Raw genomic sequence first — 24,854 nt, forward strand, 5'->3', positions numbered from 1 at the left:
GGCCTTCGCAACGGCCTTCGCAACGGCCTTCGCAACGGCCTTCGCAACGGCCTTCGGTCCGGTCGCTTCACGGTGCCTCCAGCAGATCGCCGCTCCCCGGCAGGGGCCGGTGCGGATCGTCGTACAGCAAGGCGATGCCGTCGGCCCAGTACGTCTCCGCCCGGCCCGCGCGCAGCCCCGCCCGCAGCTCGTGCACCAGCTCCGGCAGCCGCTCGGCGCTGCCCGCCCCCGCGACCGTGTCACCCGCCCCGCGGTGGAACTCCCCGCACACGGCGTCCCGTCGGCCGTGCCAGCGGCGCCACAGCGCGACTCCGAAGCCACCGCGCACGATTCGCGCCAGGGCGACGGCGTCGTCCTCGAACCGCTGGTCGCCGTAGCGGCACAGGATCGGTACCGCGCCGTGCGGCAGGCCCCGCAGCCGGTCCATCGGCGGTACGGGTATCCGCAATCCGTCGTCGCAGTCGAGGACTTCGGCCTGCGCGTCGTGGGCGTGGACCCAGCGCCAGCGGGCCCGCCGCTCCCGCTGCTCCTCGTCGGCCGCGAGCGCGTCCAGGGCGGGGAACCCGAACTCGTCCACGCCGGGCGGCTGGTCGCGGTCGGCACAGCGCACGACGACGGGGCGTTCGGCACCGAGCGGGACCCCGTCCGGCACCAGCTGCCAGGCGTCCACGGCAAGTCCGAGCAGCGCACCGGGCAGCGCGACCTGCAGCACGGCGGGCCGTCCGGGGCGGTCGCACTGGCGGAACGCCTCCGCGAGCGGACCGGCCAGCGGCCTGGGCAGCTCGCCCAGCGGCAGACGCTCGGCCTCGTCGAGGCGGACGACCTCGCCGTCGGGACGGGCCACGGAGATCCGCCAGTCGCAGCGGTCCGGCTCCCAGCCCCGCTGCACGAGTTCGAGCAGCGTGGACGGACCGGACGCACCGTCCGTGGTGTGCGCCCTCGCGTGCTCCCCCTGCGCGCGGTCGTGGACCAGGGACGGTTCGGATCCGGGCGCAGGGCCGTCCGGGGGACCGGCCGGGACGGGACCGGCCGGGACCGCGGACGTCCAGGAGGCCACGCCGGGCACGAGATCCACCGGATCGTGCCGGCCGCTGCCGGAAACCGGCCTGCCCGGCCCGGGACGGTGCCGTGGCCGCAGCAGCTCGATCCGCTGCTGGGCGAGGCTGCGGCGGTACCGCTGGCCCAGGCCCTCCGCGCTGTGCCGCACCCACTCCCACAGGGCCTGCTCCGCGTCCTGGGTGCCGGGCGCGTCGAAAGGACGCTCTGCGGACATGACCCGCATCGCGTAGTCGAGGACGAGTTCCAGCGCGCCGTCCTGGCGCGCGCCCTCGTACAGCGCGCCCAGGCCGTCGCGCCAGCCGCGCGGTGCCGGCTGCGGGAGCGCGGCCCGCAGGTCTGGCAGGGACTCCAGGATGTCGAGGAGGCTGCGGGTGCTCGCCGGGGGCGGCAGCTCCGCGAGCCGGCCCAGCAGCTGGATGCGCTCGTCGGGGCTGAGCGTGCGACCGGGCCGTGCCCCGAGCCGGCTCTGCACATCGGCCCAGGTGGGCCGGTCGGAGTCGGGGTGGCGCTGCCGGTCGCGGTGGTAGCGGTCGTGGGCGTGGAAGACGGCCTGGTACAGGTCGCCGTGCTCGCTGCGAACCTCGCCCTGGGGCACCGACAGGGCCCGTAACTGCTCGATTCCCGTGGAGGTGCCGCCGCTGCCCTGGTCCGAGCGCGACTTCAGGACGCCGATCACCTCGCCGCGGACCGGGTCGATGACGGGCCCGCCGGAGACCCCGGGCGGGAGGTCGTTGTGGCCGAGGCGCATCTGCACGCCCGAGGACCATCCGCCCAGGGTGCCCTGCACGGACAGGGGCCCGTCGAGAACCTGTAACCGGCCGCCCATCACGGTCCACCCGGCGTAGAACACCCGGCCCTCGCCGAAGTAGGCGGCGGGCCGCTCGGAGACGTAGACACAGTCGTGCGCGACGGGTTCGCGGAGCTGGACGAGCGCGAGGTCCGGCGCCGGCCAGGTGCCGCGCACGGCCGCGCCCGGATGTTCCGGGACCGTGGCCGCGACGGCCCCGGCCACGGCGGACCCCCCGCGCCCCGGCCCGGTCTCGTAGACCACGACAATCTCACCCCCCTCCCCGCCCTCTGCCACATGCGCGCAGGTCAGGACCCAGTTCGGCGCGACGAAGAATCCGCTGCCGAGGAATGTGCCCGGCTCGTCGAGGGCATACCCGACCCCCGCGCGATGGATGCGCACGGTGGCCGCCATGACGAGTTCACGCAGCGCACGGTGGGCCGCGTCGTCGGCGCTCGACGCGCCCCGGGCGTGCCCGTCCGTCATGTCCCGCCCCCGCCGCCGGCGTCGTCGGCACCACCGTGCCCCCGAGCGCCCGGGGGCGCACCCGCGCCAGGGTCGCCCGCCGGGTCGTGCGGTGCCTGCCGCGGCGGTTCGGCCGTCGCATCGGAGGCGGTGCCCCCGGGCGTGCCGGGGATCGGGGGGCCGCCCTGCCAGGTGAGGGTGACCGTGATACCGGCCTTGGCCCCGCCGTCCGCCAGCAGCCCGACCACCTTGCCCGCCTTCGCGGTCAACTCGATGCCGAACTCGACGCTGACCTCGTCGGGCCGCACCGCGCGCAGCGGCCCCGCCAGGGAACGCGCCACGCTCGTCACCACGGAGTGGAGGCTCTCGACCCGCGCCTCCACCCGGTCGGCGAACCCCGTGTCGGTGTACGACAGCTCCCCGGACGGCACGGCGAGCTCCTCCGCCCCGGATATCCGGGCCCACACCGGCGTTCCGTCCGGCATCTCGATGCGCGCGATGCGCGTCGGCTCGTGCGTCATGGCATCCCCCGTTCCCCGTCCCCCGGACCCCCGTGGTCCTGCCCGACGGTGCGCAGGCTAGCGGGCGTGGCGGTGACCGCGCGAGAGTCCCGCGCGCCCCACAGGATTGCCGGGCTCACGCCTATCCTTCTTCTTGTCGTCCCCTACCCGTTCACCAACCCGACGGAGCACCACCGATGTACTTCACCGACCGCGGCATCGAGGAACTGGAGAAGCGGCGCGGCGAGGAGGAGTTCACCTTCGAGTGGCTCGCCGACCAGCTCCGGACGTTCGTCGACCTCAATCCGGACTTCGAGGTGCCGGTGGAGCGGCTGGCCACGTGGCTGGCACGGCTGGACGACGAAGACGAGGAGTAGCGGCGGGCGTCGGACGGGCGGACCCGGGGACGGCGGCCCCGCCGTCAGTCGCGCGGGCGGCCCAGGTCGTACAGCAGACCCAGCGTGCCGTGCGCGAGAAGCAGCAGCCCGGCCGCCAGCCAGCCGCCGCTGCGGCGGCGCAGGCCCCACGCCGTGAGCGGCAGGCCGGCCGCCACCTGGGCCAGGGCCAGGACGCGGGCCTTCTCGGTGCCGGCCCACGGGAGCCAGGAGGCGGGGCGGTGCCTACCCGTCGCCGTGGCGCGTCGCGTGGGGGGCGCGGGCTGCCGGACCGGCCACTCGATCTCCTGGGCGTCGGGCCGGGTGCGGGCCGCCGCGCACAGGCGGTCCGCCGGTTCGCCGGGTACCAGGCCCGTCGGCAGCGTGACTCCGGCACGCGTGAGGACGGTGAGGAGTCCGTGGAGTCGGGCCCGCGCGTCGGCCTCCGCGGCGGGCTCGGTCAGGCGGTCGAGTTCCTGCATGTCCAGGACGGGGTCGAGGCCCAGGCGGGTGGCGAAGGTGTGCATGGCCTCGTCCTCGCCGGCCGGGGTGCCGTTGGCGAGCCATACGTAGCCCACGGGGCGGCGGAAGCCGGCGGCGAGGGTGTAACCGGCGCGGTCCGTGTCCCACCACAGGGCGAGGACGGGCCAGGGGGCGCCCACCGCGAGCGCGGCGGCCCAGCCGGTCAGGACCCGGTCGACGGGTTCGCCGCCGTCCAGCCAGGGCCGGCCCTCGGGAACCAGCACGCTCCACGGGCGGCCCGCCGGGGTGAGCACCATCGGTTCGCGGAGCAGCCGGGCGGCGGGTGCGACGGAAGCGGGATCCGACCGGCACAACAGCAGCGCGCCGGGGGCGGGTCCGGTGGCGCGGTCTTCCGTCGGCATGGCCCCACGTTAGGCGGTTTTGTCGGCTTTTCCCTTACAGGCTCCCCAGAACGGGTGTCTTGACTTTCCATAGCCGCGATATATCGTGAAAGACAGAAGACGCGATATGGCGCGTCGGTGATCCCCCTCGGCGCCCGTCGGCACCGTCGCACCCACCACGCCCGCCCCCGCGTCCGTCTGCGGTGTCGTCCGTCGCGCACGCCGCGTCCGCACCGGCCGAGGAGGTCAGCACGATGTCCGAGTGGTCCGTCGCAGAACCGGGGAAGCTCACCTTCGACACGCCCGTGACGGCACTCCACGTACGCACCGTCAACGGGACGGTGAACGTCGTGGGCACCGACGAGGGTTCCGCACGCCTGGAGATCTCGGAGATCGAGGGTCCGCCACTGACCGTGACGCACAAGGACGGCACCCTCACCGTGGTGTACGACGACCTCCCCTGGAAGGGCTTCTTCAAGTGGCTCGACCGCAAGGGCTGGCGCCGCAGCGCGGTGATCTCGCTGGCCGTGCCGTCCTCCGCCCGCGTGGAGGTGGGCGTGATCGGCGCGAACGCCGTGGTCTCCGGGATCGACGGCGGCGCCGAGGTGAAGGGCGTCACCGGCGAGACGACCCTGGTCGGCCTCTCCGGCCGGGTCCACGTCACCACGGTGTCGGGGAACGTGGAGACTCAGCGCGTCACCGGAGAGCTGCGGCTCAACTCCGTCTCCGGGGACCTCACGGTCATCGAGGGCGCCTGCCCCTTCGTGAAGGCCGACTCGGTGAGCGGCTCGATCATCCTGGACCTCGATCCCGCGTGCGGCCCCACCGACGCCCGCCTGACGAACGTCTCGGGCGAGATCGCCATCCGCCTCCCCCAGCCGGCGGACGCCGAGGTCGAGGCGAACACGGCGAGCGGTACGGTGTCCAACGCCTTCGACGACCTCCGGGTGACCGGCCAGTGGGGCGCCAAGAAGGTCACGGGCCGCCTCGGCGGGGGCAACGGCCGGGTGAAGGCGACCACGGCGTCCGGCTCGATCGTCCTGCTCCGCCGCCCGCCCGCGGAGGACGGGCCGTGGGAGGCGGCCGGCCGACGGGACGCGGCACCGCCGACGGTCGATGACGCGGCGCCCGCGCACGCGTCACCCGGCACCGCAATACCGTCAGACCGTTCCCCGGATGGCACGACCGGCGGTCCGACCGAGCAGAAGGGGCTCTGACATGCCTCCCGTCTTCGCCCATGGACGACTGCGGCTCTACCTGCTGAAGCTGCTCGACGAGGCGCCGCGTCACGGCTACGAGGTGATAAGGCTGCTGGAGGAGCGTTTCCAGGGGCTGTACGCACCGTCCGCCGGCACCGTCTACCCGCGGCTGGCCAAGCTGGAGGCCGAGGGCCTGGTCACGCACACCACCGAAGGCGGCCGGAAGGTCTATGCGATCACCGACGCGGGCCGCGCCGAACTGGCCGACCGCAGCGGTGAACTGGCCGACCTGGAGCTGGAGATCCGTGAATCGGTCGCCGAACTGGCCGCCGAGATCCGTGCGGACGTCCGCGGTGCGGCGGGCGACCTGCGCCGCGAGATGCGGGCCGCGGTCTCCGAGGCCCGGCGCGGCGCCAAGGACCACGATGGCGGGCACGCGGAGTACGCGCGGCACGGCGACCAGTCCGAGAAGGAGGCATGGCGCGTCGCCAAGGAGGAGATGCGCCGCGTCAAGCAGGAGTGGAAGGAGCAGGCCCGGCGCGCCAAGGACGAGAGCCGGCGGGCCCGCGAGGAGGCCCAGCGGGCGCGCCGCCAGGCCAGGGAGGCCCAGGAGCGGGTCCGCGCCCAGGCGCAGGAGGAGCTGCAGCGCATGGCGCGACGGGTTCAGGAGCAGGTGCAGGACCACTTCGCGCACGGCGACTGGCCGACGGGCGTACGGGAAGGGCTGACCGAACTGGCCAAGGAGTTCGGGGACTTCGGCAAGGAGTTCGGGAAGGACTTCGGCTTCGGACGCGCGGGGACGGCGGACACGGCGAAGACGGCGGCGCCCGAGTACGCCACGACCCCTGAGGACTTCCCCGGGACGTACGAACCCTCCTGGGCGCACGAGGAGTTCCCGGGCGACCCGGCCCGCGCCCTCGACCGGCTTCTGGACCGCTTCCGCGACGACATCCGCGACGCGGCCCGGGACCACGGGGTGACGGAGGACCAGCTCCGCGACGCCCGTCGCCACCTGTCCACGGCGGCGGCGCACATCGGGGCGACACTGCGGTCACGGAAGGATTGACATCGGCGGCCCGCCGTGAGGGTCAGCCGGCCCTCACCTCTCCGCCGCCCCACAGCACACGCTCCACCGCCGCGTAGGTGACGCCGTGGTCGGCGAGGACCTCGAAGGGGACACCGGGGCGGGCGGTCAGGGCGAGGAGCAGGTGCTCGTCGCCGATGCGCCGGTCCCCGTGGGCGAGGGCCGTGCATCACCGCCTCCCGTACTTCTTGTGCACGGCCTGCCTGCTGACGCCGAGTTCCGCGGCGATCTCCTGCCACGACCAGCCCTGGTTGCGCGCACTGCGCACCTGCACCGCCTCCAGCTGCTCCAGCAGCCTTCGCAGCGCGGCGACGGCCCGCAGACCGACCCGTGGATCGCGATCGCCCGCCCGTTCGGCGAGATCCGTTGCCTCCGTCATGCCGTCAACTTACATTGACACCACCCGGGCGTCAACCATGGTTGACAAGCCGGCTGCGGATCCCCCGCGGACATGCGAACGGCGGGCTCGACGAGGTTGTCGAGCCCGCCGTCAGGGCGAGGGATACGCCGGTGCGAGGGGACGTCAGCCCGCGGTCAGCACGATCTTGCCGAACTGGTCACCGGCCTCCAGCCTCTCGAAGCCCTCACGGGCCCGGTCGAGGGGAAGGACCTCGTCGATGACAGGACGCACGCCGGCCGCGGCGCAGAAGGAGAGCAGGTCCTCCAGCTCGTCCTTGGAGCCCATGGTGGAGCCGACGACCTTCAGTTCCAGGAAGAAGATGCGGGTGAGTTCCGCATGGGAGGGACGGTCACCGCTGGTCGCACCCGAGATCACGACCGTGCCGCCGGGCCGCAGGGACTTCACGGAGTGGGACCAGGTGGCGGCCCCGACGGTCTCGATCACGGCGTCCACCCGCTGCGGCAGCCGCGCCCCGGACTCCAGGGCCTCCACGGCGCCCAGTTCCAGCGCCCGCTTCCGCTTGGCCTCGTCGCGGCTGGTGGCGAAGACCCGCAGACCGGCCGCCTTGCCGAGCACGATCGCGGCCGTCGCGACACCGCCGCCGGCGCCCTGGACCAGGACGGAGTCGCCGGGGCGTACACCGGCGTTGGTGAAGAGCATGCGGTACGCGGTCAGCCAGGCGGTCGGCAGACAGGCCGCCTCCTCGAAGGACAGCTCCTTGGGCTTGGGCAGGAGGTTCCACGCGGGCACGGAGACCTGTTCGGCGAAGGTCCCCTGGTAGCGCTCGGTGAGGATCGACCGGGGCTCGTCCGGGCCGACGCCGTGGCCGGTCTGGCCGATGACGGAGTGGAGGACGACCTCGTTGCCGTCCTCGTCGACACCGGCCGCGTCGCAGCCGAGGATCATGGGGAGCTTGTCCTCGGGGAGACCGACGCCCCGGAGGGACCAGAGGTCATGGTGGTTGAGGGAGGCGGCCCTGACGTTCACGGTCGTCCAGCCGGGCCTCCGCTCGGGGGCCGGGCGCTCCCCCAACTCGAGGCCGGTGAGGGGCTGGTCGCGGTCGATGCGGGCGGCGTAGGCAGCGAACATGACCTTGACGATAGGCTCCGCGCCCGGTGGACGGAACCAAAGCCCGCTGTGACACGCGTCCCGCCCGGCGGCACCCGGCCCCCATTGCCCCGGAGGCACCAGCGCGCCGCAGCCCGGACACCAGCCCTCGCCGTGGCCCGGACCGCCGCCCGGACGCCACCTCGTGGGCGGGCCGCGGCCCGCCCACGACCCGCGCGCCCGCGGGACCACCGGCGCAACCGACGCCTGACGGCCACCGACGCAGACGGGCGGGCGGGTGTTGGCCACCCGCCCGCCCCGTGGAGCGATTACCGCCGTGCGACGCGATTACTGACGTGCGACGCCCTCGGCCCGCGCCGCGGCGGCCACCGCGGCCGTCACCGCCGGCGCGACCCGCTCGTCGAAGGGCGAGGGGATCACATAATCGGCCGCCAGGTCGTCCCCGACGACCGCGGCCAGCGCGTCGGCCGCCGCGAGCTTCATCCCTTCGGTGATCCGGGAGGCCCGCACCTGCAGGGCCCCCGCGAAGATCCCGGGGAAGGCCAGCACGTTGTTGATCTGGTTCGGGTAGTCGGACCGCCCCGTCGCCACCACGGCGGCGTACTTGTGCGCGACGTCCGGCTGCACCTCGGGGTTCGGGTTGGCCATCGCGAAGACGAAGGCGTCCTTCGCCATGGACGCCACAGCCTCCTCCGCGACCGTACCGCCGGAGACGCCGATGAAGACGTCGGCACCCGCGAGGGCCTGCTCCAGGGAGCCCGTGAGGCCCGCCCTGTTCGTGAACCCGGCGAGCTCGCGCTTGACCTGCGTCAGATCGTCCCGGTCGAGGGACACGACGCCCTTGCGGTCGGCGACCGCCACGTCACCGATCCCCGCCTCGACCAGCATCTTCGTGATGGCGACGCCGGCCGCGCCCGCACCGGAGACGACCGCGCGCAGATCACCCAGGGTCCGCCCGGTCAGCTTGGCCGCGTTGCGCAGGGCCGCCAGCGTCACCACGGCCGTACCGTGCTGGTCGTCGTGGAAGACCGGGATGTCCAGGCGCTCCTGGAGCCTGCGCTCGATCTCGAAGCACCTCGGCGCCGAGATGTCCTCCAGGTTCACGCCCCCGAAGGAGGGCGCGAGCCGGACCACGGTCTCGACGATCTCGTCCACGCCCGTGCAGTCCAGGGCGATGGGGACCGCGTCCACCCCGCCGAACTGCTTGAACAGGATCGCCTTGCCCTCCATCACCGGGAGGGACGCCTCGGGGCCGATGTCCCCGAGGCCGAGCACCGCGGTGCCGTCGGTCACGACGGCGACCACGGACGACTTCCACGTGTAGTCGTGGACCAGTTCCGGCCGTTCAGCGATGGCCGTGCACACCCGGGCGACGCCCGGCGTGTATGCAAGGGACAGGTCGTCCTTGTCGCGGACCGGCACGGTGGCCTGCACGGCCATCTTGCCGCCGCGGTGCAGTGCGAACACCGGATCGAAGGCATCAAGGGGCTCCGCCCCGCCGTCCTGATCCGTACTGCTGTCGCTGCGAGGATTGACGATCTCCGCTGCCACTGTCTTCTACCCCTTAGGTCTTCTTGGTGTGAGGGTGACCACTCCTGGTTGAGGTGTGGGCGGGACCGCGCATGACCCAGATGACTGATGCGTGTACGGGTGCATACGCGACGGGCGCGCCGCACACGCGCCCTGAGCCCCGGATGAGGGGTGTAAGGAACCTTCTTACCGGACGGATGCCGTCCGGGACGAGTCCATAACGTGAAGGTCACACGCCGGTGAGATGACTCATGGCCGGAAATGTGGACAAATCACGGAAACGACCTGCGAGATCACTCACCCCGGGAGGGCTCGCCCACCCCAGGAGGGGATCGCTCACATCGTGAGACGCGTCGAAGATCTTCCGGTTGGAAGGAGGTATCACCGCACAAGATCCGGCCTTGTTCGGCCGACCGGAGGCGGTTCGGGGGTCACCCGTTATCCGATTTTGACATGAGGGCACCCCTGAATACTTGAATACGGATGGCAAGATGCGTGAATCACACGAGGTCGCGACACCCGAAGGCGAGTGTTCTCGTCGACCTGTACGGCACTCCACCCATCCTGCCGGAGGAACCCACCATGACCGCACGCTCCATCCGTCGTACGACCGCCACGCACTCCCGTATAGCTGCGGTCGGCGCCATCGCGGTCGCAGGCACCCTGCTGCTCACCGGTTGCGGTGACCAGACGAAGGACAAGGACAGCGGCTCGGGCGGCGCGTCGAAGGCGTCCGCCCCGCTGGCGGACAAGCTCCCCGAATCGATCCGCAAGGCCGGCGTCATCAAGGTCGGCTCGGACATCGCCTACGCCCCCGTCGAGTTCAAGGACGACTCCGGCAAGACGGTCGGCCTGGACCCCGACCTGGCGGACGCCATGGGCAAGCAGCTCGGCGTGAAGTTCCAGTTCGAGAACGGCACGTTCGACGCGCTGCTGACGGGTCTGCGCTCGAAGCGCTACGACATCGCCATGTCCGCGATGACCGACAACAAGAGCCGCCAGGACGGTGTCGACCCCGACACCGGCAAGAAGGTCGGCGAGGGCGTCGACTTCGTCGACTACCTCACCGCGGGTGTCTCGATCTACACCCGCAAGGGTGACACCGGTGGCATCGCGACCTGGTCGGACCTGTGCGGCAAGAAGATCGCGGTCGAGCGCGGCACGGTCTCCGAGGACCTCGCCAAGGCCGAGGCCAAGAAGTGCCCGAGCGGCAAGAAGCTCACCATCGAGGCGTTCGACGACGACCAGCAGGCCCAGACCCGTCTGCGCTCCGGCGGCGCCGACGCGGCGTCCTCCGACTTCCCGGTGGCCGCGTACGCGGTGAAGACGTCGGGCGGCGGCAAGGACTTCCAGCTCGTCGGCGAGCAGGTCGAGGCCGCGCCGTACGGCATCGCGGTCGCCAAGCAGAACACCCAGCTGCGGGACGCGCTGCAGGCCGCGCTGAACGCCGTGATCAAGAACGGTGAGTACCAGAAGATCCTCGCCAAGTGGGGTGCCGCGGACGGCGCCGTGAAGGAGTCCGTCATCAACGGCGGCAAGTGACCGCTCCTGGCGGCCACTGAAAGGCAACACCCGTGACTGTTGACATCGACAAGTCGGCGGACCCGCAGAACACTCCCCCGGCCGGACCGGAGGCCGTCAGGGCCATTCCGGTCCGGCACTACGGGCGGTATGTGTCCGCCGTCATCGCGATCGCAGTCCTGGTCGCGATCGTCTACGCGTTCGGCCAGGGCAAGATCAACTGGCATGCCGTGCCGGACTACTTCTTTGACGACCGCATCATGACGGGCGTGGGCAAGACCCTCATGCTGACGGTCCTGTCCATGCTGATCGGCATCGTCGGCGGCATCGTCCTCGCCGTGATGCGGCTGTCGAAGAACCCGGTGACCTCGTCCGTCGCCTGGTTCTACATCTGGTTCTTCCGCGGCACCCCGGTCCTGGTCCAGCTCTTCCTCTGGTTCAACCTGGGCCTGGTCTTCGAGTACATCAACCTCGGGCCGATCTACAAGGACTACTGGTCCGACTTCATGACGCCGCTGCTGACGGCGCTGCTCGGACTCGGTCTGAACGAGGCCGCGTACATGGCGGAGATCTGCCGGGCCGGCCTGCTCGCCGTCGACGAGGGGCAGACCGAGGCGGCCCACGCGCTGGGCATGAGCCACGGCAAGACGCTGCGCCGGATCGTCATTCCGCAGGCGATGCGCGTGATCGTGCCGCCGACGGGCAATGAAGTGATCAACATGCTGAAGACGACCTCACTCGTGGCGGCCGTCCAGTTCTCCGAGCTCTTCCGCTACGCCCAGGACATCGGCCAGATCTCCGGCGCGCCGGTGGAGATGTACTTCCTGGCCGCCGCCTGGTACCTGATCATGACGTCGGTCCTCAGCGTCGGCCAGTACTACATCGAGCGGTACTACGCGCGCGGCTCCAGCCGCCAGCTGCCGCCCACCCCGTGGCAGAAGGTGAAGGCCACCATGTCCTCCCTCGGCCGCCCGAAGGGAGGCATGGCATGACCGGAAAGACCACCAAGAGCGACACCGTCGCGAAGGACACGTCCGTTCCGATGGTCAAGGCGGAGGGCGTCCACAAGTCCTTCGGCTCGGTCGAGGTCCTCAAGGGCATCGACCTGGAGGTGAAGCCCGGCGAGGTGTTCTGCCTCATCGGCCCCTCCGGCTCCGGCAAGTCCACCTTCCTGCGGTGCATCAACCACCTGGAGAAGATCAACGCCGGGCGGCTGTACGTGGACGGCCAGCTGGTCGGCTACCGGCAGCACGGCGACAAGCTGTACGAGCTGCGCGACCGCGAGGTCGCCATGAAGCGCCGGGACATCGGCATGGTCTTCCAGCGCTTCAACCTGTTCCCGCACATGACCGCGCTGGAGAACGTCATCGAGGCGCCGGTGCAGGTCAAGGGCGTGGGCAAGACGCAGGCCAAGGAGCGCGCGATGCAGCTCCTGGAGCGCGTGGGCCTGGCCGACCGGGCCGGGCACTACCCCTCGCAGCTCTCCGGCGGCCAGCAGCAGCGCGTGGCCATCGCCCGGGCCTTGGCGATGGACCCGAAGCTGATGCTGTTCGACGAGCCGACCTCCGCCCTCGACCCGGAGCTGGTCGGTGACGTCCTCGACGTCATGCGCGACCTCGCCGAGTCCGGCATGACGATGGTCGTCGTCACCCACGAGATGGGCTTCGCCCGCGAGGTGGGCGACTCGCTCGTCTTCATGGACGGCGGTGTGGTGGTCGAGTCCGGCCACCCGCGGGACGTGCTGACGAACCCGCAGCACGAGCGGACGCAGTCCTTCCTGTCCAAGGTGCTGTAGGGACGGGTCACCGGCCGGCCACGGGTGCCGTGGCCGGCCGGACAAGGGGCGGTACGGGATCCTCGTACCGCCCCTCCCCGTGTCCGGGTCCTCCTCGGCCTCGTCCCGGCCACCGAGGCCGGCGGGGCCGGCGGGGCCGGCGGGGCCTCACTTGAGGGCGAGCAGCAGAGTGTCGGACGGCGAGCACCACACCGGGCGGGCCTCGGCGAAGCCCTTCGCGCGCAGCACGCGCGCGTGCCAGGCGGCGGAGGGCATCTCGCCGTCGGCATGGGCACCGTAGATCTCGAAGCGGCGGGCGGTCGGCGCGGCGAGGACGGGGTCCCGGGAGGCCAGCTGCCACCACTCGGCCCAGTCGCGGGCGCCCTTGCGCATGGCCTGGTCCATACGGGAACGCCGCAGGGTGCTCTCGGCCGCGTTGATCCGGGGAGTGGTGTCGTCGATCATGTGGTCGGCGTTCATGAAGACGCCGCCGTGGCGGACCAGGTCCGCGACCCGACCGTAGAGGGCCTCGAGGGGGCCGGTGCGCAGCCAGTGCAGGGCCGTGGCGGTGAGCACCGCGTCGTACACGCCGTACGGCAGGCGCGCGGGCCAGTCGGGGTCCTTGAGGTCGGCCTCGACGAACGTGACGCGGTCGTCGCCCTCGAACGTGCCGCGCGCGATGGTGAGCAGGGCGGGGTCGAGATCGACGCCGGTGCTGGTGGCGTCCGGGAAGCGGGCGAGCAGCCGGGCGGTGATGCTGCCCGTGCCGCAGGCGAGGTCGAGCACGCGGGGTTCGGTGCCCGCGAACGCCTCCACCATGTCGAGCATGATCCGGAAGCGTTCCTCGCGGTCGGGCATGTACCACTCCTGCTGGCGGTCCCAGCTCTCCTGCCAGGCCCGCCAGTCGGCCCCCGCCGTGGTGCGCGTGTCCGTCATCGCCGCCCCTCCCTCACGTACGCCACGTAATACCCTGGAAGCACGATCAGCCGTTACGCGACCGCACCTCCGACCATAGAGCGCTCCAGTAAGGACTACAAGTGGAACTGGCCTATTACTCGGACTACGCCGTGCGCCTCGTGAACAGCGAGGAACCGGCCCGGGGCAAGGACTCGCTCACCTCGGTGGATGCCGTCCGCGGCCTCTTCGGGGGCAACCAGTCGGCGGCCCGCCGGGCCACCGACGCGGACGTGACCCGTTTCCGCTCGGTCCGCGCCCGGCTGCGGGCGGTCTTCGAGGCGGCGGACAAGGGCGACGAGACGCTCGCGGTGGACCTGCTGAACTCGCTGCTCCTGGAGTTCCCGGTGAGCCCGCAGATCTCCGGGCACGACCACCGGGACGACGACGGCCGCCCCCTGTGGCACATGCACCTGGCGGACCACCCCTCGAACGCGACCGCGGGCTACGCGGCGATCGCCGCGATGGGGCTCGCGTTCCACCTCACCGAATACGGCGTGGACCGCCTGGGCCTGTGCGAGGCCGCTCCCTGCCGCAACGCCTTCCTCGACACCTCGACCAACCGCTCCCGGCGCTACTGCTCGGACCGCTGTGCCACGCGGGCGAACGTGGCCGCCTACCGAGCGCGCAAGCGCCTGGAGGCCGCCCGGTCGGGCAGCACCGGCCGGGCGGCGGACAGCGCCCAGCGCACCAGCGCGAACGCGGAGCGCCGGCCGCTCCCCAACGGCCGGTAGCGCAGCCGCACCTTCCCGAGGACGAGCTCCTCGGGCACGGTTCCGTAGTCGGTGCTGTCCCCGCCCGCGTACGGATTGTCGCCGAGCACCCACCAGCCGCCCTCGCGCCGCTCCACGGCGCGTTTGACGACGAGCAGATCCTGCTGGAAGGGATGCCGCAGCACGATGACGTCGCCCGGTCGGACACGCGCCCCGTACTGGACGAGGAGCCGGTCCCCGTGCTGCAGCGTGGGCACCATGGACGGTCCCGTCACCTCGGCCGCCCCGAAGGGCAGCAGAGTCTTCGTGCGCTCGGTCTCCTGCGACAGCTCCGGCATCACCGGCACCTCCCCGGTCCGATCCTCCACCAGTCCCAGTCTCACCCTGGACTTTTGACGTAAGCCCATGGGGGCACTCGCGAAAACCCGTCCCCTACGGAGTAATGTCCCACCTGAGAAGACGATCACGAGGAAGGACAGCTTCATGCTCTCCCGCCTGTTTGCCCCCAAGGTCAAGGTCAGCGCGCACTGCGACCTTCCCTGCGGTGTGTACGACCCTGCCCAGGCTCGCATCGAGGCGGAGTCGGTGAAGGCCATCCAGGAGAAGATGGCCGCCAACGACGACGCGCACTTCCAGGCTCGGGCCACCGTCATCAAGGAGCAGCGTGCCGAGCTCGCCAAGCACCACGTCTCGGTGCTGTGGAGCGACTACTTCAAGGCCCCGCACTTCGAGAAGTACCCGGAGCTGCACCAGCTCGTCAACGACGCCCTGAAGGCCCTGTCGGCCGCCAAGGCGTCGAAGGACCCGGCGACCGGCCAGAAGGCGCTGGACTACATCGCCCAGATCGACAAGATCTTCTGGGAGACCAAGAAGGCCTGATCCTGCGTCATACCCTTTGACCTGCAGTTGCCTTACTCGCAGTGTCTCCCCGACCGCACCCGGCCGCAGGCCGCCGAGAACGGCGTCCCTGACGGTCCGGGTGCGGTCTTCTTCGAGTCCTGGACGAACCGGCCGGCTCCCTCCACCGGCCCCTCCCACGCGAGCGCGGCGGGCGCGGGCCCAAGTCCGTTGTCGGTGGCCCGTGCGATGCTGAAGGCATGGAGCTGGACGACCTGGTGCGGCTGCGGCGGGCCCGTGACCGGATGGACCGTGAGTACGCGCGGCCGCTGGACGTGCCGGCGCTGGCGCGCACCGCGCTGATGTCGCCCGGGCACTTCCAGCGCAGCTTCCGCGCGGCCTACGGGGAGACCCCGTACGGCTATCTCATGACCCGCCGTATCGAGCGCGCCAAGGCGTTGCTGCGGCGCGGCGATCTGACGGTGACGGAGGTCTGCATCGCCGTCGGGTTCGCCTCGCTGGGGTCCTTCAGCTCGCGCTTCACGGAGCTGGTGGGGGAGACGCCGAGCGCCTACCGGGCGCGGTCGCACGAGCAGGGGGCGGCGATACCGCCGTGCGTGGCGAAGGGCCTGACACGGCCCCGGCGCGGCCGGCCGGGCGATACCCGGACGGATCCGCGGGCTCAGCTATAGCGTGGCGCCATGGACCTGAAACTCTCGCAGTGCTTCATCGCCGTGGACGACCACGACAAGGCGCTCGCGTTCTACCGGGACGTCCTGGGCCTGGAGGTCCGCAACGACGTCGGCTTCGAGGGTATGCGCTGGGTGACGGTCGGCTCACCGCTCCAGCCGGACGTGGAGATCGTCCTGGAACCCCCGGCCGCGCACCCGGACGCCTCCCCCGCCGACCGCCGGGCGATGGCGGAGCTGCTCGCCAAGGGCATGCTGAGGGGCGTCATCTTCTCGACCGAGGACTGCGACGCCCTCTTCGCCCGCGTCCGGGCGTCCGGCGCGGACGTCGTGCAGGAGCCCATGGACCAGCCGTACGGACTGCGGGACTGCGCCTTCCGGGACCCAGCGGGCAATCTGCTGCGCTTCACGGAACGCCGCGGCACCTGACGGACGCGGGTCAGGGCCGCGTGCGCCCGGGGCGCGAAACACCGTTGCATGATCCGACCGGGCAGGAGACGGTGCGAGCGCCGTGCACCGACTGTCAGGGAGCGCCTCATGAGCCGGCCGATCCGCTGGACCTACGCCGTCGTCGACCGGCCCGCCGAGCACATCGGCCCGGCCTGTGACTTCTGGACCGCCGTCACCCGGACCAAGCTGTCCCCGCCCCGGGGCGAGCGCGGCGAGTTCGTGACGCTGGTACCGGAGGCGGGCGACGCGTGTCTGAAGGCGCAGGCCGTCCGCTCCGGGGGCGGCGCTCATCTCGATCTCGCCGTCGAGGACGTGCCCGCGCTGGTGGCGGCGGCGCGACGGCTGGGCGCGGACGTCGTCGTGGAGCACCCCGGGTGGGCCGTACTCCGTTCCCCAGGCGGCCGGCTGTTCTGCGCGGTGCCCTGGAAGGGCGAGTCGGTGCGGCCGCCGGTGGTCGAGCAGCCCGGTGGCGCGGCCGACCGGCTCGACCATGTGTGCCTCGACCTCGGGCCGGCCGTGTTCGACGCCGAGGTGGCCTTCTGGAGCGACCTCACCGGCTGGGAGTCGTACCCGGGCTCCCTCCCCGAGTTCCACGTGATCCGGCCGCCCGCCGCCCTTCCCGTGCGCATCCTGCTGCAACGGCTCGGCGCCGACCGCCCTTCCTCCGCGCACCTCGATGTCGCGTGCGCGGACATCGACGCGACCCGGGCCCGTCAGGAGCGGCTGGGCGCCGTCTTCGTCGCCCAGGGCGCCCACTGGACCGTGATGCGCGACCCGGCGGGCGGCACGTACTGCCTGACGAGCCGCGACCCGTGGACCGGTGGCCTGCCCGGCTAGGGGGTGTTTCGAAAGTCCTGTGCGGTGCCCGCGGTGTCCGGTGCGTGCTCTCGGCGTGCCGGACGAAAGCCCTCGTACTGGACGTACTCGGGGTTTCGGCCGGTGCGGCGAGTGCGGGTGCCCCCTGCTCGAAGAGCCTGGGGGAGCGTCCCCGGCGCCGTGGGTGCTGTGCGGGACTTTCGAAACACCCCCTAGACGCGGCCAGACGGCCTGGGCAGACGGCGGCCCGGCCTCCCGCCGGCTTCCCGAGACGCCCTGCTGCGGCAGCTCCGCGCCGTACACGACCGCCGGCCCACGGCGGGACCGCGCGTCCTACACGACGGCGTCCCACGCTTCTCCGCATGGCGGCCGCCCGCCGCCACACGCGGCGCGGAGGAAGTCCGGGCACGCCGTCGGCCCACGGTCTCGATTGCTGTCGTCTCAGGGCTCCTCACGCCTGACTTCGGCGTGGGACGGGCCATCGGACGTGGCGTTGGAGGCCGTGCCGGACGTCGTGGAGTGTTCCCTCTCGCGATCGTTCCGGGGTGCCTCTGCACGCGCCTGCTCCCGGTACCCCGGGCACCGGGGGTCCCGGCAGGGTCCTGGGCGCCATACGGGGACGAAGGCGCCCAGCGTCTTGTGGCGCCGCACGACCGTGCCGACGGGCTGCCCGCACGACGGGCAGACATGCTCCTTGCCGCCCATGCCTTCAGGGTAGGACGGTGCGGGGTCCGGCGCGCCCCAGGCTGCGGGATCAGCGCGGCTCGCGCCACATCGGCCACATCTTGGGGCCGTCCGGGAGGTCGAGGGTGCGTCCCGTGGAGGCGAAGCCTAGGCGTTCGTAGAGCCTGACGCTGCGGGCGCTGCTCGCGTCCAGGTAGGCGGGCAGGCGCTCGCGGTCGCAGCGGTCGAGGACGTGCCGGATGAGAGCGGCGCCCAGACCGCCGCCCTGGTGGCGCGGTGCCACGCCGATCATCCAGAGGTATTCGTGGGCGCGGTCCACGGGGTGGGACCCCGCGAGCAGCCGGACGATCCGCTCCACGCGTTCGTTCGACGGGTCGACCGCCTCGCGCAGCCGCACCGCCTCCTCGTCCCCATCCTCCTCCTGGGACTGCCCGGCGGCGGGCATGGACAGCCACAGCGCGCAGGCCGTGCCGTCCTCCGTCACGTCGATGCGTCCCTCGGCGAGCACGGTGTCGGTGAACGCGGCCATCAGCCGGTGGTGAGTCGTGCGCCGGTGCTCCTCGCCCGGAAAGATCCAGCTGCTGACCGGGTCGTCCTGGAACGCCTCGTCCAGCAGCCGGACGACCAGCTCGCGGTCGCCCTCGTCCGCCGCCCGGATCGCCACGCCCATCCGCCTGCCCCTTCGCGTCAACTGATGTGCCGGGTAAGCCGGTTGCAGCCTAACCGGAACGCGCCCGGCCGGGGGGCGGTACGGGTACGGAAGGGGCGGGACCCGCACATGGTGGGGATGTGCGGGGCCCGCCCGGCCGGAGCCGCCGGGCCCGTGCGGGGTCAGGAGCCGCGCGGGCCCGGGGCTCCGGGGTCTGTCGCCCGGTCAGGTGCTGCGCCGGGTCACGAACTGCGCCAGGGCCAGCAGACCGCCCGCCGCCTCGGGGTCGGAGACCGCACGGAACAGCTCCCGCATCGCCCGGCCGATCCGGCCGTCGGCCTGGGACTGCGCCCAGGCCCGGCCGCCCGCCCGCTCCACGGCAAGGACCGTGCGCTCCAGGTCCCCCTCGTCGTACGGACTCCGGTAGAGCTCGGCCAGGTCGGCGGCCGCCGGAGTGCCGGCGGCGAGCGCGGCGACCACGGGCAGTGACTTCTTGCGGGCCATGAGGTCCGCCCCGGCCGGCTTGCCGGTGCGGCGCGGGTCGCCCCAGATCCCGATCACATCGTCGATGAGCTGGAAGGCGAGCCCCAGCTCGCGGCCGAACGCGTCCAGTGCCTCGACGTCCGCCTCGTCCGCTCCGGCGTACAGCGCGCCGAGGGCGCAGGCGCAGCCGAGCAGTGCGCCCGTCTTCGCCTCGGCCATGGCGAGCACCTCGTCCAGGGTGACCTCGTGCGGGCCGCGCCGCTCCATGGCCGTGTCCGCCTGCTGCCCGGCGCACAGTTCGACCACGCAGGCCGCGAGCCGGGCGGCGGCCGCACCCGACGCCGGGTGCGGGTCCTCGGCGAGCAGCCGCTGGGCCAGTGCCTGCAGCGCGTCCCCCGCGAGGATCGCGTCGGTGTCGCCGAACACGGTCCAGGCGGTGGGCCGGTGTCTGCGGGTGGTGTCCCGGTCCATCACGTCGTCGTGCAGCAGGGTGAAGTTGTGGACGAGTTCGACGGCCACGGCGGCCCGTACGGCGGCCACCCCCCGTCCGCCGAGCGCTCGGGCCGCGGTCAGGACGAGCGCGGGACGTATCGCCTTGCCCGCGTTTCCGACGGCCGGTGTGCCGTCCGCGTGCTCCCAGCCGAAGTGGTACCGCGCGATCCGGCGCATCGAGCCGGGCAGCGAGTCGACGGCCCGGCGCAACTCCGGGTCGACCGCGGCACGGGTGCGCTCCAGGATCGCCGCGGCCTCGTGCCCGTCGAGCGGTGCCGCCGGGCCAGGGACCCGGCCCCGGCGTCTGCCTGGGACTGCCGGTCTGGGCCCCTCCAGGATCGGGCCCTGCTTCTGTTCTGACGTGAACTCACCCATGGGACCGCCTCGAAGAGTCTGCGGACGAAGAGTCTGCGGACGGTGACGCCTTTGCTGCTGTTGGGCGCGTACCCCCAGGGTGTACCCGCGCCGGCGGGCGGGAACACGGCGTGCCGCTGTGCGGGGTCACCTCCAGCGGCCGATCTCGACGTTCTCCAGGACCCCCAGCGCGTCGGGCACCAGGACTGCGGCCGAGTAGTAGGCCGTCACCAGGTAACTGATGACGGCCTGCTCGTTGATGCCCATGAAGCGCACGGACAGGCTCGGCTCGATCTCGTCCGGAATGCCGGACTGCCTGAGTCCGACGACGCCCTGGTCCTCCTCTCCGGTCCGCATGGCGATGATCGAGCTCGTACGGGCCTCGCTGACCGGGATCTTGTTGCAGGGGAAGATGGGGACTCCGCGCCAGGTGGGGATGCGGTTGCCGCCGATGTCGACGGTCTCCGGGACGAGTCCGCGCCTGTTGAGTTCACGGCCGAAGGCGGCGATCGCGCGCGGATGCGCGAGGAACAGCTTGGTGCCGCGCCGCCTGCTGAGCAGTTCGTCCATGTCGTCCGGGCCCGGTACGCCGTCGTGCGGCTGGAGCCGCTGGTCGTACTCGCAGTTGTGGAGCAGTCCGAACTCGGGGTGGTTGACGAGCTCGTGCTCCTGACGTTCCCTCAGTGCCTCCGTCGTCAGCCTGAGCTGGTGCTCGGTCTGGTTCATCGGCTGGTTGTAGAGGTCGGCCACACGTGTGTGGATGCGCAGGACGGTCTGGGCGATGCTCAGTTCGTACTCGCGGGGCGCGGCCTCGTAGTCGACGAAGGTGTGCGGGACGTCCGGCTCACCGGTGTGGCCCGCGGCCAGCTCGATCGCCTTCTCGCCGTATCTGTTGGCCGGCTGCGCCGGGACCGAGCGACGGCTCTGGAGGTGTTCGCTCAGGGACCCGGCCCGTGCCGCCACCTGGTCGACGTCCCGGCGGGGAAGGGTGAGCACCGTACAGGCGGTGACCGCGCGCGCCGTGTACTCCCAGATGGCGTCCGGGTCGAGCAGGGCCCGGTCGCCGAAGTAGGCGCCGTCGGCCAGGACGCCGAGCACCGCGTCGTCCCCGTAGGGGCCCGTGCCGATCTTCTCGACCTTGCCGTGCGCGAGCAGGAACACCTCGTCGGCCCGGCTGCCGAACTCGGCGAGAACGTCCCCGGGCGCGAACCTGCGCTGCTGGCACCGCCGGGCGAGCTCCTCCAGCACCTCCGGGTCGTCGTAGGCGCGCAGGGCGGGCAGCTCGGCCAGCTCCGCCGGGACGACCGCGACCTGGTCGCCGGTCTTCACGAAGGTGACCCGGCCGTCGCCCACCGTGTAGGTCAGGCGGCGGTTCACTCGGTACGTACCGCCCTGCACGTCCACCCACGGCAGCATCCGCAGCAACCAGCGCGAGCTGATCTCCTGCATCTGGGGCGCGGACTTGGTGGTGGTGGCCAGCTTCCGCGCGGCCGCGGTGCCGAGGCTCTGCTGCGGCCTGTTGTCCTCCGCGCGGACGTCTTCGCCTACCGACATCGGTATTCCCCTCCCGATCATGCGTTGACCTGCACGGGAAAGCTTCCATCACAGAACGTGCCTGTGCCATTACCCAAAAGAGCGGGAATGGATCAAGGCCGGTCCGGGCAGACTGGGGCGCTCGCCGAGCGGCCGGACCGGGGTGGACCACCACCGCCCCGTCGCCGCACCGATCGTCGGACCATCCTCCGTCGGCCGGTTCCGCTCACACATCGCGCGAACAGGAGTTCGGGCGAATCGGACGCCGGTACAACCCGTCGTGGAGGCGGCCGCGGCCGGTGGCCGTCGCGGCGCGCGAAGGAGGCGGCCGTGGCCCCACCCGTGTCCGCGGGCACGTTCCCAGGCCGGTTGCGGGCGGAGGGTGCCACCCTCGTCGAGGCCGGCGACTGACGGCACCACAGCCCTGCCCCGCCGGCCGGCTCGACGCGATCGAGCGGGTGAACGCGGCCGTGTGCCGCCATCACCGCTGGACGGAGCGCTCGGTCACCGGCCACCGGGAGTGGCGGCCGGGCAGGGCGGACCCGAGGGGCTCCACGACGGCCCGGCCGGAGGGCCGGGTCCGGGACCGCCTGAAGTGACCCGCCGCCGGCGTGCGCGCCGCCGCGGTGTCCGACAATGAGGGCGTGACCCGTCCCGATGTGCCGCGCCCCGAGGCGTTCGACCCGGCCACGCTGGCGCCGCGCCTGCCATCGCCGTTGCGGGCCGTCGAGGACGGGCGCTTCGCGCGGCACGGTGTACGGCTGCTGCTCAAGCGCGACGACCTGATCCATCCGGACCTGGTCGGCAACAAGTGGCGCAAGCTCGTCCCGAACCTGCGCGCCGCGGCCGGCCGCCCGCTGCTCACCTTCGGCGGCGCGTACTCCAACCATCTGCGGGCGACGGCCGCGGCCGGCCGGCTCCTGGGCCTGGACACCATCGGTGTGGTCCGCGGCCAGGAACTTGCCGACCGCCCGCTCAACCCGTCCCTGGCCCGGTGTGCCGCCGATGGGATGCGGCTGCACTTCGTCGACAGATCGACGTACCGCCGCAGGTCGGACCCGGCGACCGTGGCCGCCGTCCTGCGCGCGGCGGACGCCGAGGAGGCGTATGTGGTGCCGGAGGGCGGCAGCAACGCCGACGCCGTACGCGGCTGCCGCGCGCTCGGTGAGGAACTGCGCGGCCGGGCGGACGTGGTCGCCGTGGCCTGCGGCACCGGGGGCACGCTGGCGGGCCTGGCGGCGGGCCTGGCCCCGGACCAGCGGGCCCTGGGCATCCCGGTCCTCAAGGGCGACTTCCTGGCCCGCGACACGGCCGCCCTGCAGGCCCGGGCCTTCGGCGGCCGCCGGGGCGAGTGGAGTCTGGACACCCGCTTCCACTTCGGCGGCTACGCCCGTACGACGCCCGAACTCGAAGCCTTCGCGTCCGACTTCGAGTCCCGCCACGGCCTGCCGGTGGAACATCTCTATGTCGCCAAGCTGCTGTACGGACTTGTCGCCCTGACCGAGGAGGGGGCGTTCCCTCCGGGAACGGCGCTGGCCGCCGTGGTCACCGGGAGGCCGTTCCCCTGACGGCCGCCCCGGTCGGCCTCACGCCGTCTCCCGGTAGGCCGCCGCCTCCTCCAGGTCCAGCCGTCTCAGCAGTGTGCGGAGCATCTCGTCGTCGATGTAGCGGTGGTCGCGCAGTCTCACGAACACCTCCCGTTCGGCGCCGATCATCTCGCGGGACAACCGGCGGTAGGTGTCGTCGGCCGTCTCGCCGGTAACCGGGTTCACCGCGCCCAGGCGTTCCCAGACCGCGTTGCGGCGGCGTTCGAGGACCGTGCGCAGACGGTCCGCCAGCGGGGGCGGCAGTGTGTTGCGCTCGTCGTCGAGGAGCTCGTCGAGGCGGCGCTCGGCGACCCGGGACGCCTGTGCCTGGGCGTTCGCCTCGGCGAGGGTCTCGGCCTGGGCGTCACGCCCCGGCAGGCGCAGCAGCCGGATCAGCGGGGGCAGGCTCAGTCCCTGCACGACCAGCGTGCCGATCACCGTGGTGAAGGTCAGGAACAGGATCACGTTGCGGTGCGGGAAGGCGCCGCCGCCGTGCACGGTCCGCGGGATCGAGAAGGCGATCGCGAGCGAGACCACACCCCGCATGCCCGCCCAGCCGATGACGAACGGCCCCTTCCAGGTGGCTTCCTCCCGCTCCCGGATGCGCGCCGACAGCAGGCGCGGCAGGAAGGCCGCCGGGTACACCCAGACGAACCGCGACGCGACGACCACGAGGAACACGGCCATCGCGTACCAGGCCGCGCGTGTGCCCTCGTACTCCCCCAGCCCCTTCAGGACGACCGGCAGCTGCAGCCCGATGAGGGCGAACACCGCGGACTCCAGCAGGAACGCCACCATCTTCCACACCGCCTCCTCCTGGAGCCGGGTCGCGAAGTCCACCTGCCAGTTGTGGTGGCCGAGGTAGAGGGCGACGACGACCACGGCGAGCACCCCGGAGGCGTGCGCCCACTCCGCGATCCCGTACGCGGCGAACGGGATCAGCAGGGAGAGGGTGTTCTGCAGCAGCGCCTCCTTCAGATGGGTGCGCAGCCAGTGGATCGGCACCATCAGCAGCAGACCCACGGCCACCCCGCCGACCGCCGCGAGCAGGAACTCCCGCACCCCGCCCACCCAGGTCGCGCCCTCACCGACCGCCGCCGCCAGTGCGACCTTGTAGGCGGTGATCGCGGTCGCGTCGTTCACCAGCGACTCCCCCTGAAGGATGGTGGTGATCCGCGACGGCAGCCCCACCCGCCGGGCGACCGCCGTCGCCGCGACGGCGTCCGGCGGCGCGACCACCGCGCCCAGTACCAGTGCCGCGGTCAGCGGCAGCCCCGGCACGAGCAGGTAGGCCGCCCACCCCACGGCCAGCGTCGCGAACAGCACGTACCCCACGGACAGCAGGGCCACCGGGCGCAGCTGCGCCCGCAGGTCGAGGTACGAGCTGTCGGTGGCCGCCGTGTACAACAGCGGGGGCAGCACGAGCGGCAGGACGACCTCGGGGTCCAGGGCGTACTCGGGCACCCCGGGCAGGTAGGAGACCGCGAGCCCCGCCGCGACGAGCAGCAGCGGCGCGGGCACGGGGATGCGCCGCGCGGCACCGGCGACCGCGGCGCTGCCCGCGACCAGCAACAACAGTGGCAGTATGGTCATCCTCTTCCGCCCGCCCCTCGTCCTCGCGCAGCTTCCCGCGGACCCGTCGTAACCTGGCAATCATGAAACAGTGCACGCACGTCGAGGTGCTCCCGCACCCGGAGCCCGAGCCCCGGAGCGAGAGGTGCCTGGAGTGCCTCGCCGTCGGCGCGCACCCGGTACAGCTGCGGCTGTGCCTGGAGTGCGGGCACGTGGGCTGCTGCGACTCCTCGCCCCTGCGCCATGCGACGGCGCACCACAAGGAGAGCGGCCACCCGGTGATGCGCACTTTCGAGCCGGGGGAGAACTGGCGCTGGTGCTTCGTCGACCATGTACTCGTGTGACCCTGGACCCGTACGCGTGTGACCCTGGACCCGCACGGTTCGACGGTCCGGCGCCTGGGTACGTCAAAGCGGCG

General features: G+C 72.2%; 26 protein-coding genes and 2 pseudogenes. 14 read left to right on the top strand and 14 right to left on the bottom strand.

The window, feature by feature from the left end:
* Positions 1–67: 67 nt before the first annotated feature.
* Positions 68–2,332: a VMAP-C domain-containing protein gene (locus ACFSL4_RS06330; RefSeq protein WP_381079417.1), complete on the bottom strand. Its 2,265-nt coding sequence runs from the start codon at positions 2,330–2,332 to the stop codon at positions 68–70.
* A complete protein-coding gene (locus ACFSL4_RS06335; protein WP_381079419.1) occupies positions 2,329–2,832 on the bottom strand; it encodes a CU044_2847 family protein in 504 nt (167 codons plus the stop codon). The genes ACFSL4_RS06330 and ACFSL4_RS06335 overlap by 4 nt, the downstream gene beginning before the upstream one ends.
* 176 nt (positions 2,833–3,008) lie before the next feature.
* Here ACFSL4_RS06335 and ACFSL4_RS06340 point away from each other — a divergent pair, with 176 nt between their 5' ends.
* Positions 3,009–3,188, top strand: coding sequence for a DUF6104 family protein (locus ACFSL4_RS06340; RefSeq protein WP_381079421.1), 180 nt, complete (start codon positions 3,009–3,011; stop codon positions 3,186–3,188).
* 44 nt (positions 3,189–3,232) lie between these two features.
* On the opposite strand, the gene ACFSL4_RS06345 is transcribed toward ACFSL4_RS06340, so the two are convergent.
* Entirely contained in the window at positions 3,233–4,069 is an 837-nt protein-coding gene (locus ACFSL4_RS06345; protein WP_381079423.1) for a hypothetical protein, read from the bottom strand.
* A 233-nt stretch (positions 4,070–4,302) separates the two neighbouring features.
* Between ACFSL4_RS06345 and ACFSL4_RS06350 the strand changes: the two genes are divergently transcribed.
* Both ACFSL4_RS06350 and ACFSL4_RS06355 read left to right on the top strand, forming a co-directional pair.
* Positions 4,303–5,265, top strand: coding sequence for a DUF4097 family beta strand repeat-containing protein (locus tag ACFSL4_RS06350; RefSeq protein ID WP_381079425.1), 963 nt, complete (start codon positions 4,303–4,305; stop codon positions 5,263–5,265).
* Position 5,266: 1 nt separating this feature from the next.
* Complete coding sequence (locus ACFSL4_RS06355) at positions 5,267–6,313, top strand: PadR family transcriptional regulator (RefSeq protein WP_381079427.1); 1,047 nt, start codon at positions 5,267–5,269, stop codon at positions 6,311–6,313.
* Positions 6,314–6,335: 22 nt separating this feature from the next.
* On the opposite strand, the pseudogene ACFSL4_RS06360 reads toward ACFSL4_RS06355, so the two are convergent.
* From ACFSL4_RS06360 to ACFSL4_RS06375, 4 genes and pseudogenes are all read right to left on the bottom strand, one after another.
* Positions 6,336–6,494, bottom strand: a pseudogene (locus ACFSL4_RS06360) (Clp protease N-terminal domain-containing protein); the annotation flags it as partial.
* A 6-nt stretch (positions 6,495–6,500) separates the two neighbouring features.
* Positions 6,501–6,710: a helix-turn-helix domain-containing protein gene (locus tag ACFSL4_RS06365; protein ID WP_003997975.1), complete on the bottom strand. Its 210-nt coding sequence runs from the start codon at positions 6,708–6,710 to the stop codon at positions 6,501–6,503.
* 144 nt (positions 6,711–6,854) lie between these two features.
* Positions 6,855–7,820, bottom strand: a complete 966-nt coding sequence (locus tag ACFSL4_RS06370) for a zinc-binding dehydrogenase (RefSeq protein ID WP_381079429.1) — start codon at positions 7,818–7,820, stop codon at positions 6,855–6,857.
* 306 nt (positions 7,821–8,126) lie between these two features.
* Positions 8,127–9,350, bottom strand: a complete 1,224-nt coding sequence (locus tag ACFSL4_RS06375; RefSeq protein WP_381079431.1) for an NAD(P)-dependent malic enzyme — start codon at positions 9,348–9,350, stop codon at positions 8,127–8,129.
* Positions 9,351–9,911: 561 nt separating this feature from the next.
* Between ACFSL4_RS06375 and ACFSL4_RS06380 the strand changes: the two genes are divergently transcribed.
* The 3 genes from ACFSL4_RS06380 to ACFSL4_RS06390 are packed head-to-tail and all read left to right on the top strand — an operon-like array spanning position 9,912 to position 12,645.
* Positions 9,912–10,871 (top strand): ABC transporter substrate-binding protein, encoded by a 960-nt coding sequence (locus tag ACFSL4_RS06380; protein ID WP_381079433.1) that lies wholly within the window; start codon positions 9,912–9,914, stop codon positions 10,869–10,871.
* Between the two features lie 32 nt (positions 10,872–10,903).
* Positions 10,904–11,842 carry an amino acid ABC transporter permease gene (locus tag ACFSL4_RS06385; RefSeq protein ID WP_381079435.1) on the top strand — a complete coding sequence of 313 codons (939 nt, stop codon included), beginning with the start codon at positions 10,904–10,906 and terminating at the stop codon, positions 11,840–11,842.
* Positions 11,843–11,892: 50 nt separating this feature from the next.
* On the top strand, positions 11,893–12,645 hold the full coding sequence (locus tag ACFSL4_RS06390) for an amino acid ABC transporter ATP-binding protein (RefSeq protein ID WP_381079555.1): 753 nt from the start codon (positions 11,893–11,895) through the stop codon (positions 12,643–12,645).
* Between the two features lie 147 nt (positions 12,646–12,792).
* On the opposite strand, the gene ACFSL4_RS06395 is transcribed toward ACFSL4_RS06390, so the two are convergent.
* Positions 12,793–13,560, bottom strand: a complete 768-nt coding sequence (locus ACFSL4_RS06395; protein WP_381079437.1) for a methyltransferase domain-containing protein — start codon at positions 13,558–13,560, stop codon at positions 12,793–12,795.
* Positions 13,561–13,661: 101 nt separating this feature from the next.
* Here ACFSL4_RS06395 and ACFSL4_RS06400 point away from each other — a divergent pair, with 101 nt between their 5' ends.
* The gene (locus ACFSL4_RS06400; protein WP_381079439.1) at positions 13,662–14,312 is read left to right on the top strand and encodes a CGNR zinc finger domain-containing protein; all 651 of its coding nucleotides are present in this window, start codon (positions 13,662–13,664) and stop codon (positions 14,310–14,312) included.
* Here the strand turns inward: ACFSL4_RS06400 and sodX are convergent.
* A complete protein-coding gene (sodX, locus tag ACFSL4_RS06405) occupies positions 14,195–14,629 on the bottom strand; it encodes a nickel-type superoxide dismutase maturation protease (RefSeq protein ID WP_381079557.1) in 435 nt (144 codons plus the stop codon). The two genes, ACFSL4_RS06400 and sodX, sit on opposite strands and share 118 nt — an antisense overlap.
* 145 nt (positions 14,630–14,774) lie before the next feature.
* Here sodX and sodN point away from each other — a divergent pair, with 145 nt between their 5' ends.
* The 4 genes from sodN to ACFSL4_RS06425 all read left to right on the top strand — a co-directional run bounded on the left by sodN (position 14,775) and on the right by ACFSL4_RS06425 (position 17,104).
* Positions 14,775–15,170, top strand: a complete 396-nt coding sequence (sodN, locus tag ACFSL4_RS06410; protein ID WP_381079441.1) for a superoxide dismutase, Ni — start codon at positions 14,775–14,777, stop codon at positions 15,168–15,170.
* A 218-nt stretch (positions 15,171–15,388) separates the two neighbouring features.
* Positions 15,389–15,820, top strand: coding sequence for a helix-turn-helix transcriptional regulator (locus ACFSL4_RS06415; RefSeq protein ID WP_381079443.1), 432 nt, complete (start codon positions 15,389–15,391; stop codon positions 15,818–15,820).
* A 9-nt stretch (positions 15,821–15,829) separates the two neighbouring features.
* Positions 15,830–16,246 (top strand): VOC family protein, encoded by a 417-nt coding sequence (locus ACFSL4_RS06420; RefSeq protein WP_381079445.1) that lies wholly within the window; start codon positions 15,830–15,832, stop codon positions 16,244–16,246.
* A 108-nt stretch (positions 16,247–16,354) separates the two neighbouring features.
* A complete protein-coding gene (locus ACFSL4_RS06425; protein ID WP_381079447.1) occupies positions 16,355–17,104 on the top strand; it encodes a VOC family protein in 750 nt (249 codons plus the stop codon).
* 420 nt (positions 17,105–17,524) lie between these two features.
* Here the strand turns inward: ACFSL4_RS06425 and ACFSL4_RS06430 are convergent, their stop codons facing one another.
* The 4 genes from ACFSL4_RS06430 to ACFSL4_RS06445 all read right to left on the bottom strand — a co-directional run bounded on the left by ACFSL4_RS06430 (position 17,525) and on the right by ACFSL4_RS06445 (position 21,299).
* Entirely contained in the window at positions 17,525–17,788 is a 264-nt protein-coding gene (locus ACFSL4_RS06430; RefSeq protein ID WP_381079449.1) for a hypothetical protein, read from the bottom strand.
* A 49-nt stretch (positions 17,789–17,837) separates the two neighbouring features.
* Positions 17,838–18,437, bottom strand: a complete 600-nt coding sequence (locus ACFSL4_RS06435; protein ID WP_381079451.1) for a GNAT family N-acetyltransferase — start codon at positions 18,435–18,437, stop codon at positions 17,838–17,840.
* Positions 18,438–18,641: 204 nt separating this feature from the next.
* Positions 18,642–19,766, bottom strand: a complete 1,125-nt coding sequence (locus ACFSL4_RS06440) for a family 2 encapsulin nanocompartment cargo protein polyprenyl transferase (RefSeq protein WP_381079453.1) — start codon at positions 19,764–19,766, stop codon at positions 18,642–18,644.
* A gap of 126 nt (positions 19,767–19,892) precedes the next feature.
* Positions 19,893–21,299: a family 2B encapsulin nanocompartment shell protein gene (locus tag ACFSL4_RS06445; RefSeq protein ID WP_381079455.1), complete on the bottom strand. Its 1,407-nt coding sequence runs from the start codon at positions 21,297–21,299 to the stop codon at positions 19,893–19,895.
* Positions 21,300–21,700: 401 nt separating this feature from the next.
* On the opposite strand from ACFSL4_RS06445, the pseudogene ACFSL4_RS06450 reads away from it, so the two are divergent.
* Positions 21,701–21,877: pseudogene (locus ACFSL4_RS06450) on the top strand (N-acetylmuramoyl-L-alanine amidase); the annotation flags it as partial.
* 45 nt (positions 21,878–21,922) lie between these two features.
* The gene (locus ACFSL4_RS06455) at positions 21,923–22,846 is read left to right on the top strand and encodes a 1-aminocyclopropane-1-carboxylate deaminase/D-cysteine desulfhydrase (protein ID WP_381079457.1); all 924 of its coding nucleotides are present in this window, start codon (positions 21,923–21,925) and stop codon (positions 22,844–22,846) included.
* A gap of 18 nt (positions 22,847–22,864) precedes the next feature.
* On the opposite strand, the gene ACFSL4_RS06460 is transcribed toward ACFSL4_RS06455, so the two are convergent.
* A complete protein-coding gene (locus ACFSL4_RS06460) occupies positions 22,865–24,457 on the bottom strand; it encodes a Na+/H+ antiporter (RefSeq protein WP_381079459.1) in 1,593 nt (530 codons plus the stop codon).
* 62 nt (positions 24,458–24,519) lie between these two features.
* On the opposite strand from ACFSL4_RS06460, the gene ACFSL4_RS06465 reads away from it, so the two are divergent.
* Complete coding sequence (locus ACFSL4_RS06465) at positions 24,520–24,780, top strand: UBP-type zinc finger domain-containing protein (RefSeq protein ID WP_381079461.1); 261 nt, start codon at positions 24,520–24,522, stop codon at positions 24,778–24,780.
* Positions 24,781–24,854 lie beyond the last annotated feature (74 nt).

The organism is Streptomyces caeni (assembly GCF_042678285.1).
Taxonomy (GTDB): domain Bacteria; phylum Actinomycetota; class Actinomycetes; order Streptomycetales; family Streptomycetaceae; genus Streptomyces; species Streptomyces caeni.

What these genes read in the sequence shown, in the direction of transcription:
- ACFSL4_RS06395 (WP_381079437.1), bottom strand. Translation starts at nt 13,560, where the DNA reads ATGACGGACACGCGCACCACGGCGGGGGCCGACTGGCGGGCCTGGCAG.
- ACFSL4_RS06425 (WP_381079447.1), top strand. Translation starts at nt 16,355, where the DNA reads ATGAGCCGGCCGATCCGCTGGACCTACGCCGTCGTCGACCGGCCCGCC.
- ACFSL4_RS06445 (WP_381079455.1), bottom strand. Translation starts at nt 21,299, where the DNA reads ATGTCGGTAGGCGAAGACGTCCGCGCGGAGGACAACAGGCCGCAGCAG.
- ACFSL4_RS06440 (WP_381079453.1), bottom strand. Translation starts at nt 19,766, where the DNA reads ATGGGTGAGTTCACGTCAGAACAGAAGCAGGGCCCGATCCTGGAGGGG.
- ACFSL4_RS06345 (WP_381079423.1), bottom strand. Translation starts at nt 4,069, where the DNA reads ATGCCGACGGAAGACCGCGCCACCGGACCCGCCCCCGGCGCGCTGCTG.
- ACFSL4_RS06460 (WP_381079459.1), bottom strand. Translation starts at nt 24,457, where the DNA reads ATGACCATACTGCCACTGTTGTTGCTGGTCGCGGGCAGCGCCGCGGTC.
- ACFSL4_RS06340 (WP_381079421.1), top strand. Translation starts at nt 3,009, where the DNA reads ATGTACTTCACCGACCGCGGCATCGAGGAACTGGAGAAGCGGCGCGGC.
- ACFSL4_RS06355 (WP_381079427.1), top strand. Translation starts at nt 5,267, where the DNA reads ATGCCTCCCGTCTTCGCCCATGGACGACTGCGGCTCTACCTGCTGAAG.
- ACFSL4_RS06350 (WP_381079425.1), top strand. Translation starts at nt 4,303, where the DNA reads ATGTCCGAGTGGTCCGTCGCAGAACCGGGGAAGCTCACCTTCGACACG.
- ACFSL4_RS06435 (WP_381079451.1), bottom strand. Translation starts at nt 18,437, where the DNA reads ATGGGCGTGGCGATCCGGGCGGCGGACGAGGGCGACCGCGAGCTGGTC.
- sodN (WP_381079441.1), top strand. Translation starts at nt 14,775, where the DNA reads ATGCTCTCCCGCCTGTTTGCCCCCAAGGTCAAGGTCAGCGCGCACTGC.
- ACFSL4_RS06370 (WP_381079429.1), bottom strand. Translation starts at nt 7,820, where the DNA reads ATGTTCGCTGCCTACGCCGCCCGCATCGACCGCGACCAGCCCCTCACC.
- sodX (WP_381079557.1), bottom strand. Translation starts at nt 14,629, where the DNA reads ATGCCGGAGCTGTCGCAGGAGACCGAGCGCACGAAGACTCTGCTGCCC.
- ACFSL4_RS06365 (WP_003997975.1), bottom strand. Translation starts at nt 6,710, where the DNA reads ATGACGGAGGCAACGGATCTCGCCGAACGGGCGGGCGATCGCGATCCA.
- ACFSL4_RS06390 (WP_381079555.1), top strand. Translation starts at nt 11,893, where the DNA reads ATGGTCAAGGCGGAGGGCGTCCACAAGTCCTTCGGCTCGGTCGAGGTC.
- ACFSL4_RS06430 (WP_381079449.1), bottom strand. Translation starts at nt 17,788, where the DNA reads ATGGGCGGCAAGGAGCATGTCTGCCCGTCGTGCGGGCAGCCCGTCGGC.
- ACFSL4_RS06465 (WP_381079461.1), top strand. Translation starts at nt 24,520, where the DNA reads ATGAAACAGTGCACGCACGTCGAGGTGCTCCCGCACCCGGAGCCCGAG.
- ACFSL4_RS06380 (WP_381079433.1), top strand. Translation starts at nt 9,912, where the DNA reads ATGACCGCACGCTCCATCCGTCGTACGACCGCCACGCACTCCCGTATA.
- ACFSL4_RS06415 (WP_381079443.1), top strand. Translation starts at nt 15,389, where the DNA reads ATGGAGCTGGACGACCTGGTGCGGCTGCGGCGGGCCCGTGACCGGATG.
- ACFSL4_RS06330 (WP_381079417.1), bottom strand. Translation starts at nt 2,332, where the DNA reads ATGACGGACGGGCACGCCCGGGGCGCGTCGAGCGCCGACGACGCGGCC.
- ACFSL4_RS06335 (WP_381079419.1), bottom strand. Translation starts at nt 2,832, where the DNA reads ATGACGCACGAGCCGACGCGCATCGCGCGCATCGAGATGCCGGACGGA.
- ACFSL4_RS06420 (WP_381079445.1), top strand. Translation starts at nt 15,830, where the DNA reads ATGGACCTGAAACTCTCGCAGTGCTTCATCGCCGTGGACGACCACGAC.